Consider the following 14,851-nt stretch of genomic DNA (forward strand, 5'->3'; position numbering starts at 1 on the left):
CACCGTGCGGGTTGTTTCTTCGGCTCCCCCTGGGAGCATGTGCGCCGCGCTGCGGGGGCACCCCGCCACGTCCCCTCGGGCCGGTAGCGCGTCGCGCCCGCGGTGGGGGGTGGACAACCATCGGTGGTTGCGGCCGTCCCTCGGCTTCCCGCCCGTCTTCGTTTCTCCGGCGAAGCCGGAGCTGTGCGGCAGGTCGCGATTACGGCTCAGCCAGGCACGCAGAGCGCGCGACCCCCCACCCCGCTTTGTGCGCCCGAACCAGCCGGAGGGGACGTAGCGGGGTGCCCCCGCAGCGCGGCGCAAGAGAAAAACCCCTACCCCCGCCCCGAAGGGGCGGGAAAGCTTGTGACGCTCACGCCACGGACAACGTGACCCCGGTCGTCGCGCAAACCCGCCCGGAGGGCACCCCGTACCCCGGTGCGGCACCGACCCCCGCACCCCAGGGGCGCAAAAACACCACCCCACCCCCGGCCGAAGGCCGGGAAACGCAGCGACGGTCACGTCACGGACGACCCACAACGGGAACGTCGGTCAACCCGCCCGGAGGGCGATGGCGTACGGTTGACGGCTGCCCAGTACGTCAGAAGGGGGCCAGGTGGCCGCGCCGCAGGATGCCGCAGTCGACGCCGATTCCGTCCGGGACCGGGATTCCGTACGGGACCGGGAGATCGGAGTCGAGCAGGAGCACCTGGACCGGGTGTACCGCCGCCTCGAGGAGAAGATCCACGAGGCGGAGTTCCTGATGGACGACGCCGCCCGCCGCGGCCAGGTCGGCACGCCCGGCGCGTACGCCGAGCGGGACGCCCAGGTCTTCCGGGCCGGCCTCCACCTCAACCGGCTGAACAGCGAGTTCGAGGACTTCCTCTTCGGCCGCATCGACCTCCTCCTCGGCAAGGACGGCGAGCGCGGCCCGGACGGCGCGTACACCTCCGTGGAGCCCGCGGAGGACGCCGTACGGGACGACCGCGCCGAGATCGCCGAGACGCTGCACATCGGCCGGCTGGGGGTGCTCGACGCCGACTACAGCCCGCTGGTGATCGACTGGCGCGCGCCCGCCGCCGCGCCGTTCTACCGGTCCACGCCCAAGGACCCGGGCCGCGTGGTGCGCCGCCGGGTGATCCGCAGCAAGGGCCGCCAGGTGCTGGGCGTGGAGGACGACCTCATGCGCCCGGAGCTGACCGCGTTCCTGGACGGCGTCGAGCTGCCCGTGGTCGGTGACGGCGCGCTGATGGCGGCGCTGGGCCGGGCCCGCAGCCACACGATGCGGGACATCGTCGCCTCGATCCAGGCCGAGCAGGACCTGGTCATCCGCGCCCCCGCGGCCTCCGTCACCGAGGTGAGCGGCGGCCCCGGCACCGGCAAGACGGCCGTCGCCCTGCACCGCGCCGCGTATCTGCTCTACCGCGACCGGCGCCGCTACTCCGGCGGCATCCTCGTGGTCAGCCCCACCCCGCTGCTGGTCGCCTACACCGAGGGCGTGCTGCCCTCGCTCGGCGAGGAGGGCCAGGTGGCGATCCGGGCCGTCGGCTCGCTCGTGGACGGCGCGGAGGCGACGGAGTACGACGAGCCGGCCGTCTCCCGGGTCAAGGGCTCGTCCCGGATGCTCCCGGTGCTCCGCAAGGCGGCCCGGGGCGCCCTGGAGTCGCCGGACGCGCCGGACCGGCTGCGGGTGGCGGCCTTCGGCTCCCGGCTGGAGCTGGGCCCCGAGGACCTCCGGCGCGTCCGGAGCACCGCCCTGGGCGGCACCGCGCCGGTCAACCTGTTGCGCCCCCGGGCCCGCCGGCTGCTGCTGGACGCGCTGTGGGCCCGGTCCGGCGCCGGCCGCCGGCACTCGGACCCGGAGCTGGCCGCCGAGGCGCGCCAGGGCTTCGACGAGGACGTCTCCACCGAGCAGGTCTTCCTGGACTTCCTGGACGCCTGGTGGCCCGAGCTCACCCCGCGCGGGGTGCTCGCGGCGATGGCCGACGAGCGGCGGCTGGGCCGCTGGGCCCGCCGGGTGCTCCAGCCGCGCGAGGTGCGGCTCGTGGCGCGCTCCCTGCGGCGCCTGGGGCCCGACGGGCGGGGCCCCCTCTCGGTGCACGACGTGGCGCTCCTGGACGAGCTCCAGACGCTGCTGGGCGCGCCCGCGCGGCCCCGGCGGCGCGAGGTCGACCCGCTCGACCAGCTCACCGGCCTGGAGGAGCTCACCACCTTCGCCGACCGCGCCGGCGGCGGGCGCCGCGGCCGCGACGAGCGGCGCGAGGAGGAGCGCACCGAGTACGCGCATGTGATCGTCGACGAGGCGCAGGACCTCACGCCCATGCAGTGGCGGATGGTGGGCCGGCGCGGCCGGACCGCCACCTGGACGGTCGTCGGCGACCCGGCGCAGTCGTCCTGGTCCGACCCGGACGAGGCGGCGGCCGCCCGTGACGAGGCGCTGGGCAACCGCCCCCGCCGCGCCTTCACGCTGACCGTGAACTACCGCAACCCGGCGGAGATCGCCGAGCTGGCCTCCCGGGTGCTGGCGCTGGCGATGCCGGGGATGCGGGCGCCGCGGGCGGTGCGCTCCACCGGGCTGCGCCCCCGCTTCGCCGTGGCCGGGGACGACCTCGCCGGGGCGGTGCGGGCGGAGGCCCGCCGGCTGCTGGACGAGGTGGACGGCACGGTGGGCGTGGTGGTCGCCATGGGCCGGCGGGCCGAGGCCCGCCGCTGGCTGGCGGACCTGGGCGACCGGGTGGTCGCGCTGGGCAGCCTGGAGGCCAAGGGGCTGGAGTACGACGCCACGCTGGTGGTCTCGCCCGCCGAGATCGCGGACGAGTCCCCGGCGGGGCTGCGGGTGCTGTACGTGGCGCTGACCAGGGCGACCCAGCAGCTGACCGTGGTCTCGGGCGAGCGGGACGCGCCGGACGAGGCGGGCGTGCCGGACCTGCTGCGGGACTGACCGTGCCGGACCTGCTGCGGGACCGACCGTGCCGGACCCGCCGCGGGACCGACCGGGGGCCGGTCGCCCCCGTCCGCGGGGCCGGCCCGTGCCGCCGCGGAGGTGACACGCTGCCCGCCGAGATGACACACAACGGGGGAATCGTTCCTGCGGAGGGGTGGAAATGCCGCTGGGGGAATCGCCATCGGGATCGGTTTGTTAGCCTGGAGGTGACACCGGCTCGATCCAAGCCCCCGGGCCCAACCTTCGTCGCTTCGAGCGACCACTTGCCGCGAGGCGAGCATGGCGGGTCGGTGTCACCAAAGCCTGAGGGAAGGGCGCCTCTCCGCGATGGAGGGGCGCCCTTTTCGTTGCGCGCGTGGTGCCGTCGGCGGCCGCCGCGGTCCCGGGCCGCCCCGGACCGCCCCCTGTCGTCCCGCGACGTGGAAGATTCGTTCCGAAAACACGCCCTGGTTACCGTGTACCGGCAGGTAGGTGGGACGATCGGACGGCGCGCCCGGTGATCCCGGCGCCGCGCACCACAGCGAAATGGGAAAGCAGAGGAAGCAGGCCATGGCAACGGCGCCCAGCGTCTCGTACTCGATGACGGTTCGACTGGAGGTTCCGGCGAGCGGGACCGCGGTCAGCCAGCTCACCACCGCCGTGGAGTCCTCCGGAGGGTCGGTGACCGGCCTCGACGTCACCGCCTCCGGGCACGAGAAGCTCCGGATCGACGTCACCATGGCCACCACCTCCACCGAGCACGCCGACGAGATCGTCGAGAAGCTGCGCGGCATCGAGGGCGTCGTCCTGGGCAAGGTCTCCGACCGTACGTTCCTGATGCACCTCGGCGGCAAGATCGAGATGGCGTCCAAGCACCCCATCCGCAACCGTGACGACCTCTCGATGGTCTACACCCCCGGTGTGGCGCGGGTCTGCATGGCGATCGCCGAGAACCCCGAGGACGCCCGCCGGCTGACCATCAAGCGCAACTCCGTCGCGGTCGTGACGGACGGCTCCGCCGTGCTGGGCCTGGGCAACATCGGCCCCAAGGCCGCGCTGCCCGTCATGGAGGGCAAGGCCGCCCTCTTCAAGCGCTTCGCCGGCATTGACGCCTGGCCGATCTGCCTGGACACCCAGGACACCGACGAGATCGTCGCGATCGTCAAGGCGATCGCCCCGGGCTTCGCCGGCATCAACCTGGAGGACATCTCCGCGCCGCGCTGCTTCGAGATCGAGGCGCGGCTGCGCGAGGCCCTGGACATCCCCGTCTTCCACGACGACCAGCACGGCACGGCCATCGTCGTGCTCGCCGCCCTCACCAACGCGCTGCGCGTGGTGGGCAAGGCGATCGGCGATGTGCGGGTCGTGATGTCGGGCGCCGGCGCCGCCGGCACCGCCATCCTCAAGCTGCTGATCGCGGCCGGTGTGAAGCACGCGGTGGTGGCCGACATCCACGGCGTGGTGCACGCCGAGCGGCCCGACCTCGTGGACGCCCACCCCGACTCGCCGCTGCGCTGGATCGCCGACAACACCAACCCCGAAGGCGTCACCGGCACCCTGCGGCAGGCCGTGCGCGGGGCGGACGTCTTCATCGGCGTCTCGGCCCCCAACGTCATCGGCGGCGAGGACGTCGGCGCCATGGCGGACGACGCCATTGTGTTCGCACTCGCGAATCCGGACCCGGAGATCGACCCGGCCGTGGCCCGCCGGACGGCCGCCGTGGTGGCCACCGGCCGCAGCGACTTCCCCAACCAGATCAACAACGTCCTGGTCTTCCCGGGCGTCTTCCGCGGCCTGCTGGACGCCCAGTCGCGCACGGTGAACACCGAGATGATGCTCGCCGCGGCCACCGCCCTGGCGAACGTCGTCACCGAGGACGAGCTCAACCCGAACTACATCGTGCCCAGCGTCTTCAACGACAAGGTCGCGGGCGCGGTCGCCGGGGCCGTCCGGGAGGCCGCGAAGGGCACCGGCGCGGCCGCTGTGACGGGCACCACGGCCGTCTAGCGCTCGCCCTCGGGGGCGCCGGTGACGCCCGGACCGGGGCTGTGACCGGCGCCACCACCGGCGGCGCCGATCACTGTGAGAGGCGCCACGGCCGCCCTCCGGCGGCGCGTCGCGGGGCTTTCGGCCCCCGGCGTCCCCCTAGGCTGTCCGGCAGGCATACGGCCGCGACCGGCGAGCGCGAGCGGGCGGAGCGAGCCCTGCGGTGCGCTGCCGGAAGCCGACGGAGCGTCACCATCGCCGATGCGGTGGCGCTTTTCGTGTGACTCCCCAGGGCGCCGGATTGGCTTTCCCGCCACCGGTGGGGGCAGGATGCGTATCCGGGCGCGGGGGTCCGCCATACGGACCCGGGTCCGGGCACTGTCCGAGGGCCCTGGCAGCATCGGCTTCGCTGGACCAAACATGCGGCTCCGCCGCGTGGCACGCCTCATAGGCAAGAAAAACACGGGAGTAAGAACATGAACCGCAGTGAGCTGGTGGCCGCTCTGGCCGACCGCGCCGAGGTGACCCGCAAGGACGCCGACGCCGTTCTGGCCGCCCTCGCCGAGGTGACCGGCGAGGTCGTCGCCAAGGGCGACGAGAAGGTCACCATCCCCGGCTTCCTGACCTTCGAGCGCACCCACCGTGCCGCTCGCACCGCGCGCAACCCGCAGACCGGCGAGCCGATCCAGATCGCCGCCGGCTACAGCGTGAAGGTCTCGGCCGGCTCGAAGCTCAAGGAAGCCGCCAAGGGCAAGTGAGTGGCCGGCGGCCGGTGACGGCCGCCCGGCTCCGAACGCGAAAGGGCGGTCACCCCTCGGGGGTGACCGCCCTTTTCGTGTCGCCCTCGCCGCGCCGGGCGCCTCGTGGGGCCCGCGGGACGGCAGAAGGCCCGTGGCGCGCTCGTACGGCGTTCCACGGGCCTTCGGCGTTGTCACGCGGCCTTGGGGGCCCTTACGCGGACCGGGGCAGCTCCACGTTCGCGCCCAGCTTCACGAGCTTCTCCATGAAGTTCTCGTAGCCGCGGTTGATCAGGTCGATGCCGTGGACCCGGGACGTGCCCTGCGCGGCCAGGGCCGCGATCAGGTACGAGAAGCCGCCGCGCAGGTCGGGGATGACCAGATCCGCGCCCTGGAGCTTCGTCGGGCCGGAGACGACCGCCGAGTGCAGGAAGTTCCGCTGGCCGAAGCGGCAGGCCGAGCCGCCCAGGCACTCGCGGTAGAGCTGGATGTGGGCGCCCATCTGATTCAGCGCGCTGGTGAAGCCCAGCCGCGACTCGTACACCGTCTCGTGCACGATCGACAGGCCGGACGCCTGCGTCAGGGCGACGACCAGCGGCTGCTGCCAGTCGGTCTGGAAGCCGGGGTGCACGTCCGTCTCCAGCGCGATGGCGTTCAGCGGGCCGCCGGGGTGCCAGAAGCGGATGCCCTCGTCGTCGATCTCGAACGCGCCACCGACCTTGCGGTAGGTGTTGAGGAAGGTCATCATCTCGCGCTGGCGGGCCCCGCGGACGTACACGCTGCCCTCGGTCGCCAGCGCCGCGCTCGCCCAGGAGGCGGCCTCCAGGCGGTCCGGCAGGGCGCGGTGGTTGTAGCCGCCGAGCTTGTCCACGCCGGTGATCCGGATGGTCCGGTCGGTGTCCAGGGAGATGATCGCGCCCATCTTCTGGAGCACGCAGATCAGATCCTCGATCTCCGGCTCCACGGCGGCGTTCGACAGCTCCGTGACGCCCTCGGCGAGCACCGCCGTGAGCAGCACCTGCTCGGTGGAGCCCACCGACGGGTACGGCAGCCGGATCTTGCAGCCGCGCAGCCGCTGCGGGGCCTCCAGGTACTGGCCGTCCTCCCGCTTCTCGATCACCGCGCCGAACTGGCGCAGCACGTCGAAGTGGAAGTCGATCGGCCGGCCGCCGATGTCGCAGCCGCCCAGGCCCGGGATGAACGCGTGGCCCAGCCGGTGCAGCAGCGGGCCGCAGAAGAGGATCGGGATGCGCGAGGAGCCGGCGTGGGCGTCGATGTCGGCGACGTTGGCGCTCTCCACGTTGGTGGGGTCGAGGACCAGCTCGCCGGCCTCGTCACCGGGGCGGACCGTCACACCGTGCAGCTGGAGCAGCCCGCGCACCACCCGGACATCGCGGATGTCGGGGACATTGCGCAGTCTGCTGGGCTCGCTGCCCAGCAGCGCGGCGACCATGGCCTTGGGCACGAGGTTCTTCGCGCCGCGGACACGGATCTCGCCCTCGAGCGGGGTTCCGCCATGGACAAGCAGTACATCGTCGGTGCCGGTCATGGATCTCGCGTTCCTGGAGTTGGGCAGGGACCAAAGAAGAAGAGTAATGGCCCGCCGGACCCCTCCCGTAGGCCCGAGGCGCCCCGACCCGTGTCATGGGTTTGTCACAACACGCTCTGCGTTGATCGTGCGCCGGTGCGTCACGGGCGGGGAGCCGCCAAGCGGCCGTTCCGGCCCCGCGCGCCCCTTCTGACGCCGTACGCCCTGGCTGCTCTCGGCCAGGTCCCGGCGTTGGCTCCCGTACGGGCCCGAGGTGGGGGATCATGTGGTCATGACCGAGGTGTCCTCGCTCACAGGGCGGCTGCTCGTCGCGACGCCCGCGCTCGCCGATCCCAACTTCGACCGCGCGGTGGTGCTCCTCCTCGACCACGACGAGGAGGGGTCGCTCGGCGTGGTCCTCAACCGGCCGACGCCCGTCGGCGTGGGCGACATCCTGGAGTCCTGGGCGGCCCTGGCCGGGGAGCCCGGGGTGGTCTTCCAGGGCGGGCCGGTGTCCCTGGACTCGGCGCTGGGGGTGGCGGTGGTGCCGGGAGAGGCGGGCACGGTCCCGGGGGAGGGGCCGCTGGGCTGGCGGCGGGTGCACGGGGCGATCGGGCTGGTGGACCTGGAGGCCCCGCCGGAGCTCCTGGCCTCGGCGCTCGGCTCCCTGCGGATCTTCGCCGGTTACGCGGGCTGGGGCCCCGGGCAGCTGGAGGACGAGCTGGTGGAGGGGGCCTGGTACGTCGTGGAGTCCGAGCCGGGGGACGTGTCCTCGCCGGACCCCGAGCAGCTCTGGCGCGCGGTGCTGCGGCGCCAGCGCAACGAGCTGGCGATGGTCGCCACGTACCCGGACGACCCCAGCCTGAACTAGCCGGGACGAGCCCCGGTCGTACCGGCCGGTACGATCCCGGCTCGAACCAGCCGGTACGACCCGGCCGGAAGCGGCCGGCCCGCTTCCCCGCGCTGGCCCGTCGAAACCCCTCTGACCAGGGTCGTCGCGTTTCCGGCGGGGCAGTACCTAGACTGGGTTCCCATGAGCACTCTTGAGCCCGAGCGCGGGGCAGGGACCGGCACCCTCGTCGAGCCGACGCCGCAGGTGTCGCACGGCGACGGCGACCACGAGCGCTTCGCCCACTACGTCCAGAAGGACAAGATCATGGCCAGCGCGCTCGACGGTACGCCCGTCGTCGCGCTCTGCGGGAAGGTCTGGGTCCCCGGGCGGGACCCGAAGAAGTACCCGGTCTGCCCGATGTGCAAGGAGATCTACGAGTCCCTCGGCCCCGGCGGCGAGGACAAGGGCAAGGGCGGCGACAAGAAGTAACGCCCGGCGCCTGTCGCTCCACCGTGACCAGGGCCCCTCGGGGCGCGCGCAGTCCGCGCGCCCCGAGGGGCCCTGGCGTTTTCCGCGCCTCGGGCGTCGGCCCGCGGGCGCCGGGCCCTCGCGCGTACGAGATCCGGCCGGGCGGGGGTGCCTCCGATCGGATCGTGGTCGGGAACCGGTCCAGACCTCTTGCCCCGGGGCGGCAACGCTCCCTAGCCTCCTCCGTGTTGTGCAGCACGAAACGCCCGTTGCGCATGTTGCAACGGACCTGTCCGTCGCCGTGCCCACCGTGGGGGTCCCGCCATGCAGCGCACCGTCCGCTCCCGTCGCCCCAGCCTCCCCGCCGTCCGCTTCCCGGCCGCCGGCCCCACCGCGCTCCGCCTCCCCCGGGCCCTGCGCCGGGCCGCCCCCGCGGTGGCCCTCGCGCTCGCCGCCGCCTCCTGCGCCCCCTCGACCTCCGGCGGCGGCCCGGCCCCGGCCGAGGACCGGCGGAGCGGCACCTTACGGGTCTGGCTCTTCCAGGAGGTCGACAACAAGCCCAAGGAGGCCGTGGTCGCCCGCGCCGTGGCCGCGTTCGAGAAGGCCCACCCGGGGACGGACGTGCGGGTCGACCACATCCCGGTGGAGTCCCGCGCCGAGCGGGTCAAGGCCGCCTTCAACGACCCCGCGAGCGCCCCCGACCTCATCGAGTTCGGCAACACGGACACCGCGGGTTACGTCCGCGACGGCGGCCTCGCCGACATCACCGAGGAGTTCGGCGCCTGGGCCGACGCCCGGGACACCGACCCCGCCGCCCGCGCCTCGGTCACCGTCGCCGGCAGGGTTCACGGCGCCCCGCTCCTCGTCGGCGTCCGCGCCCTCTACTACCGGACCGACGTCTTCGACGAACTCGGCCTGAGACCCCCCACCACCCTGGCGGAGGTGGCGACGGCGGCCCGGGCCGTGCGGAAGGCGCGCCCGGAGCTGTACGGGATCGCCGTCGGCGGGGCGTACACGTACGGCGCGCTGCCCTTCCTCTGGGCGCACGGCGGCGAACTCGCCCGCGAGCGCGGCGGTTCGTACACCGCGGCCGTCGACGAGCCCGCCGCCGAGCGGGGCATCGCCGCCTACACCGCCCTCTTCTCCGACGACAACTGCCCGGCCGCCAGCTGTGCCGGCATGGGCGGCAACGACACCGTCGCCGCGTTCGCCTCCGGAAAGGCCGGCATGGCCATCGGCGGCGACTTCAGTCACCAGGCCGTCGAGGCCGGCGAGGTCAAGGGGAAGTACGCGGTCGTCCCGCTGCCGGGGGTGCGGCCGGGGAGCGTCGCCCCCGCCTTCGCGGGCGGCAACGCCCTCGGCGTCCTGCGGCACAGCCGGCACCGCACCCTCGCCGTCGAGCTGATGAAGTCCCTCGCCGGCAAGGACACCCAGCGGCGGCTCTTCCACGCCATGGGCTTCCTGCCGACGTACACCGACGTGCGGCGGGAGGTGGCGCGCGAGGAGCCGTTCACGCGGCCCTTCGTGACGACCCTGGAGGCGGGCACCCGGTTCGTGCCCGTCACGCCGGGCTGGGCGACCGTGGACAGCTCCCGGGTCCTGCCGACGATGTTCCAGCAGGTGATCCGCGGCGACAGGACGGTGGCGGAGGCGGCGGCCGGCGCGGCCGCGAGGATGAACGAGGCGTTCCGGCGGTGAGCGCCTCCGCTCGCGCCCGCGGCGCCTCCGCTCGCGCCCGCGGCGTCTCCGCTCGCACCCGGGGCGCCTCTTCCCGTGCCCGGCGCGGGTCTCCTCGCGGCCGCGCCGGCGGCTGGACGCCCTTGCTGTATCTGGCCCCCGCCCTCGCCGTGCTCGGCGCGCTGCTGGTCTACCCCGTCTACCAGCTCGGGCTGATCTCGCTGCTGGAGTACACCCAGGCCCAGGTGAGCGGCGGCGAACCCACCTCCTTCCGGGGCCTGGACAACTACGCGACGCTGCTGTCCGACCCCCGCTTCCGCGAGGTGCTGCTCGCCACGGTGCTGTTCGCCGCCGCCTGTGTGGTGAGCACCCTGGCGGTGGGCTGCGCGCTCGCCGTGCTGCTCACCCGGGTCCGGGCGCTGCCCCGGCTCGCCCTGATGCTCGCGGCGCTCGGCGCCTGGGCCACGCCCGCCGTCACCGGCTCCACGGTGTGGGTCTTCCTCTTCGACCCCGACTTCGGCCCGGTCAACGACGTGCTCACGGCCCTCGGGGCGAGCGGCTTCGCCGGTCACTCCTGGACCTACGGCCGCTACAGCGCCTTCGCCCTCGTGCTGCTCGAAGTCGTGTGGTGCTCCTTCCCCCTGGTGATGGTCACCCTCTACGCGGGCATCCGGGCGATACCGGCCGAGGTGCTGGAGGCGGCCGCGCTGGACGGGGCCTCGACCTGGCGGATCTGGCGCAGCGTCATGGCCCCGCTGCTGCGGCCGATCCTCGGCGTGGTCACCATCCAGTCGGTGATCTGGGACTTCAAGGTCTTCACCCAGATCTATGTGATGACCAACGGCGGCGGCATCGCCGGCCAGAACCTGGTGCTCAATGTGTACGCCTATCAGGAGGCGTTCTCCTCCTCCCGCTACAGCCTGGGGGCGGCCATCGGCGTGGTGATGCTGCTGATCCTGCTGGCGGTCACCCTTGTCCAGCTCCATCTGCTCCGGCGGCGGGGGGAGGCGTGGTGAACGGCTCGCACCCGGGCGGCTCCCGGCGCTTCGGCCGCCTCCGCCGCCCCCGGCGGCTCGTCGCCGACGCCGCGGCCCTGCTCATCGCGGCCGCCGTCGCCTTTCCCCTGTACTGGATGGTGCTCTCGGCCTTCAAACCGGAGGGCGAGATACGGTCCACCGAGCCGCGCCCCTGGACCCTGGAGCCCTCCCTGGACGCCTTCCGCCGGGTCCTCGGGCAGCAGGACTTCGGCCGCTACTTCCTCAACAGCCTCGTGGTGGCCGCGGTGGTGGTGCTGGCCTCGGCCCTGATCGCGTTCCTGGCGGCCACCGCGGTGACCCGCTTCCGGTTCCGCTTCCGCACCACGCTGCTCATCATGTTCCTGGTGGCCCAGATGGTGCCGGTCGAGGCGCTGACCATTCCCCTCTTCTTCCTGCTGCGGGACGTGGGGCGCACGGTGCCGGGCATCGGGCTCAACACGCTCGGCTCGCTGATCCTGCCGCACCTCGCGTTCTCGCTGCCGTTCGCGATCTGGATGCTGCGCGGATTCGTCCGCGCGGTGCCCGAGTCGCTGGAGGAGGCCGCGTACCTCGACGGCGCGAGCCGCGCCCGCTTCCTCTGGCAGATCCTCTTCCCCCTGGTCTTCCCCGGGCTGGTGGCCACGAGCGTCTTCTCGTTCATCTCCACCTGGAACGACTTCCTCTTCGCCAAGTCCTTCATCGTCAGCGCCACCGAGAACTCCACGCTGCCGATGGCGCTGCTGGTCTTCTTCAAGCCGGACGAGAACGACTGGGGCGGCATCATGGCCGCCTCGACGGTGATGACGATCCCGGTGCTGGTCTTCTTCGTGCTGGTGCAGCGGCGGCTGGTCTCCGGGCTGGGCGGCGCGGTGAAGGACTGACGGCGCGACCGCCGGCCCAGCCGCCGGCACCACTGCTGAACCACCCCGCGACACACCGATCGCGGAACCGACGAACGCCACGACTGGACTGATGACATGAGCCCCACCGGACTGATTCCCGCCCCGCGCGCCGTACGGGACGGCGGGCCCGGCACCGTCGTCCTGGACGAGGACACCGCCATCGCCGCGGGCCCCGGCACCGCGACCGCCGAGCGCTGGCTGCGCGCCACGCTCGGCGCGGCCCTCGGGCTGCCGCTGCCCCCGGCCGAACAACCCTCCGCCCGCACCGTCGCGCTGCGCGTGGCCGACGGCCTCGCCCCGGAGGCGTACCGGCTGACGATCGCCGCCGACTCGGGGGTCGAGATCGTCGGCGGCGGCCCGGCCGGGGTCTTCTGGGGCGCCCAGAGCCTGCGCCAGCTCCTGGGGCCCGACGCCTTCCGCCGGGCCCCCGTACGCCCCGGCCGCACCTGGTCCCTCCCCTGCGGGAGCGTGGAGGACGCGCCGCGGTTCGGCTGGCGCGGGCTGCTGCTGGACGTGGCGCGGCACTTCCTGCCCAAGGACGACGTGCTGCGCATGGTGGATCTGCTCGCCGCGCACAAGCTGAACGTCCTCCACCTCCACCTCACCGACGACCAGGGCTGGCGGGTGGAGATCGAGCGCTACCCCGAGTTGACCGTGACCGGTGCCTGGCGGCGGCGCTCCCGGCGCGGGCACGGCGCCTCCCGACTCTGGGACGAGCGCCCGCACGGCGGTTACTACACCCGCGACGACCTCCGCGAGATCGTGGCGTACGCGGCCGAGCGCCATGTCACGGTGGTCCCGGAGATCGACATCCCCGGCCACTCGCAGGCGGCCATCGCGGCCTATCCCGAGCTGGGCAACCGGGACGTGCCGGGCGCCGGCGGCCCGGACGGGGGCGCCGCGGGCGCCGGGGGAGACGCGGGAGACGCGGGCGCCGGGGGAGGCGCGGGCGGCGGGGGAGGCGCCGCGCTCTCCGTCTGGGACGGCTGGGGCGTCAGCCCGAACGTCCTCGCCCCCACCGACGCCACCCTCCGCTTCTACGAGGGCGTGCTGGAGGAGGTCCTGGAGATCTTCCCCGGCACCTTCGTCCACATCGGCGGCGACGAGTGCCCCAAGGACCAGTGGCGCGCGTCGCCCGCCGCGCAGGCCCGCATCCGCGAACTCGGCCTGGCGGACGAGGACGAGCTCCAGAGCTGGTTCATCCGGCACTTCGACCGCTGGCTGACGGCGCGCGGCCGGCGCCTCATCGGATGGGACGAGATCCTCCAGGGCGGCCTCGCGGAGGGCGCCGCCGTCTCGTCCTGGCGCGGCTACGCCGGCGGGGTGGCCGCGGCACGGGCCGGCCACGACGTCGTCATGTGCCCCGAACAGCACGTCTATCTGGACCACCGGCAGGCCCCCGGTGCGGACGAGCCGGTCCCCATCGGCTACGTCCGCACCCTGGAGGACGTCTACCGCTTCGAACCGGTTCCACCCCAACTGACCGCGCGCGAGGCCGAGCGCGTGCTGGGCACCCAGGCCAACGTCTGGACCGAGGCCATGGAGGACCGGCGCCGCGTCGACTACCAGGTCTTCCCGCGGCTGGCGGCGTTCGCCGAGGTCGCCTGGTCCGCGCTGCCCGCCCCCGCCGAGCGGGACTTCACCGCCTTCGAACGGCGGATGGCCGAGCACTACGCCCGGTTGGACGCCCTCGGCGTCGAGTACCGCCCGCCCTCCGGCCCCCGCCCCTGGCAGACACGGCCCGGCGTGCTCGGACGTCCGATCGAGGGGTCGCCCCCGATCGTGTGAGCCGGGCGGGGACCGGGTGCCGCCGCCGGGCGGCCCTGGGACCGTTGGATGCTCACACGGAACGTAAGGAACCTTTGGAACGAAAGGCATGAGCCGCGTACGCACCGGGGAAGAGCGGCGATACCCGCCCATCACTCGTATCGGGCACGGATGGGACGGATGTGCCCTTCGCGGACCCTCGCGTCGGCGGAGTCGGAAGATGTGCCAGAGTTGCCACGTCCAGGCTGTGAGCACGTACCGTACGGCGCAACAGGCGGGACACCGGGAAGGGGCGACTGGGTTGACCACGCACGCACCGCGGGCGGCGCGGACGGTGACGTTGCCGGTCTCGCTCGACGAGGCCGTGGCGGCGCTGGCCGCCATGCCCGCCGCCGTGCCCGTGGCCGGCGGCACCGATCTGATGGCCGCCGTCAACTCCGGCCACCTGCGCCCGGCCGCGCTCGTCGGCCTCGGCCGGATCAGCGAGATCCGCGGCTGGCAGTACCAGGACGGCGGGCACGCGCTGCTCGGCGCGGGCCTCACCCACGCCCGGATGGGCCGCCCCGACTTCGCCGCGCTCATCCCCGCGCTCGCCGCCGCCGCGCGCACCGCCGGGCCCCCGCAGATCCGCAACGCCGGCACCCTCGGCGGCAACATCGTCACCGCCGCGCCCACCGGTGACGCGCTGCCCGTGCTCGCCGCCCTGGAGGCGTCGGTGATCATCGCCGGGCCCGGCGGCGCCCGCCGCGAACTGCCCGTCAGCCACCTGCTCGCGGGCGTCGACATGCTGCGCCCCGGTGAACTCATCGGCTTCGTCCGGGTGCCGCTGCTGCACGCCCCGCAGACCTTCCTGAAGGCCACCGGGCGCACCGGGCCCGCGCGCGCCACCGCCTCCGTGGCGCTCGTGCTCGACCCGGCGCGGCGCGGTGTGCGCTGCGCGGTCGGCGCGGTGGCGCCGATGCCGCTGCGGCCCCTGGAGGCCGAGCGCTGGGTGGCCTCCCTGATCGACTGGGACGGGGGGCGCGCGCGCGCCCCC

11 protein-coding genes are annotated in these 14,851 nt (G+C 73.8%); 10 read left to right on the forward strand and 1 reads right to left on the reverse strand.

What is annotated here, in order from left to right:
- Nucleotides 1–595 precede the first annotated feature (595 nt).
- From ACSNOD_RS18875 to ACSNOD_RS18885, 3 genes are all read left to right on the forward strand, one after another.
- Nucleotides 596–2,920, forward strand: a complete 2,325-nt coding sequence (locus ACSNOD_RS18875; RefSeq protein WP_436768141.1) for a HelD family protein — start codon at nt 596–598, stop codon at nt 2,918–2,920.
- Nucleotides 2,921–3,472: 552 nt separating this feature from the next.
- On the forward strand, nt 3,473–4,909 hold the full coding sequence (locus ACSNOD_RS18880) for an NAD-dependent malic enzyme (protein ID WP_436768142.1): 1,437 nt from the start codon (nt 3,473–3,475) through the stop codon (nt 4,907–4,909).
- A 455-nt stretch (nt 4,910–5,364) separates the two neighbouring features.
- Nucleotides 5,365–5,646 carry an HU family DNA-binding protein gene (locus tag ACSNOD_RS18885; protein ID WP_436768143.1) on the forward strand — a complete coding sequence of 94 codons (282 nt, stop codon included), beginning with the start codon at nt 5,365–5,367 and terminating at the stop codon, nt 5,644–5,646.
- A gap of 193 nt (nt 5,647–5,839) precedes the next feature.
- Here ACSNOD_RS18885 and murA read toward each other — a convergent pair whose 3' ends face one another.
- Nucleotides 5,840–7,174, reverse strand: coding sequence for a UDP-N-acetylglucosamine 1-carboxyvinyltransferase (gene murA / locus ACSNOD_RS18890; RefSeq protein WP_436768144.1), 1,335 nt, complete (start codon nt 7,172–7,174; stop codon nt 5,840–5,842).
- Between the two features lie 271 nt (nt 7,175–7,445).
- Here murA and ACSNOD_RS18895 point away from each other — a divergent pair, with 271 nt between their 5' ends.
- The 7 genes from ACSNOD_RS18895 to ACSNOD_RS18925 form a co-directional block, all read left to right on the forward strand.
- Complete coding sequence (locus ACSNOD_RS18895; protein ID WP_436768145.1) at nt 7,446–8,024, forward strand: YqgE/AlgH family protein; 579 nt, start codon at nt 7,446–7,448, stop codon at nt 8,022–8,024.
- 162 nt (nt 8,025–8,186) lie between these two features.
- On the forward strand, nt 8,187–8,474 hold the full coding sequence (locus ACSNOD_RS18900; RefSeq protein ID WP_436768146.1) for a DUF3039 domain-containing protein: 288 nt from the start codon (nt 8,187–8,189) through the stop codon (nt 8,472–8,474).
- A 303-nt stretch (nt 8,475–8,777) separates the two neighbouring features.
- A complete protein-coding gene (locus ACSNOD_RS18905; protein ID WP_436768147.1) occupies nt 8,778–10,151 on the forward strand; it encodes an extracellular solute-binding protein in 1,374 nt (457 codons plus the stop codon).
- Nucleotides 10,148–11,146, forward strand: a complete 999-nt coding sequence (locus ACSNOD_RS18910; protein WP_436768148.1) for a carbohydrate ABC transporter permease — start codon at nt 10,148–10,150, stop codon at nt 11,144–11,146. The genes ACSNOD_RS18905 and ACSNOD_RS18910 overlap by 4 nt, the downstream gene beginning before the upstream one ends.
- Nucleotides 11,143–12,027 carry a carbohydrate ABC transporter permease gene (locus tag ACSNOD_RS18915; protein ID WP_436768149.1) on the forward strand — a complete coding sequence of 295 codons (885 nt, stop codon included), beginning with the start codon at nt 11,143–11,145 and terminating at the stop codon, nt 12,025–12,027. The genes ACSNOD_RS18910 and ACSNOD_RS18915 overlap by 4 nt, the downstream gene beginning before the upstream one ends.
- Before the next feature lie 96 nt (nt 12,028–12,123).
- The gene (locus ACSNOD_RS18920) at nt 12,124–13,836 is read left to right on the forward strand and encodes a beta-N-acetylhexosaminidase (protein WP_436768150.1); all 1,713 of its coding nucleotides are present in this window, start codon (nt 12,124–12,126) and stop codon (nt 13,834–13,836) included.
- A 199-nt stretch (nt 13,837–14,035) separates the two neighbouring features.
- Nucleotides 14,036–14,851 (forward strand): FAD binding domain-containing protein (locus ACSNOD_RS18925; RefSeq protein WP_436768151.1); only part of this gene is annotated, 816 nt, incomplete at its 3' end.

The organism is Streptomyces sp. URMC 123 (genome assembly GCF_051386515.1).
GTDB lineage: Bacteria > Actinomycetota > Actinomycetes > Streptomycetales > Streptomycetaceae > Streptomyces.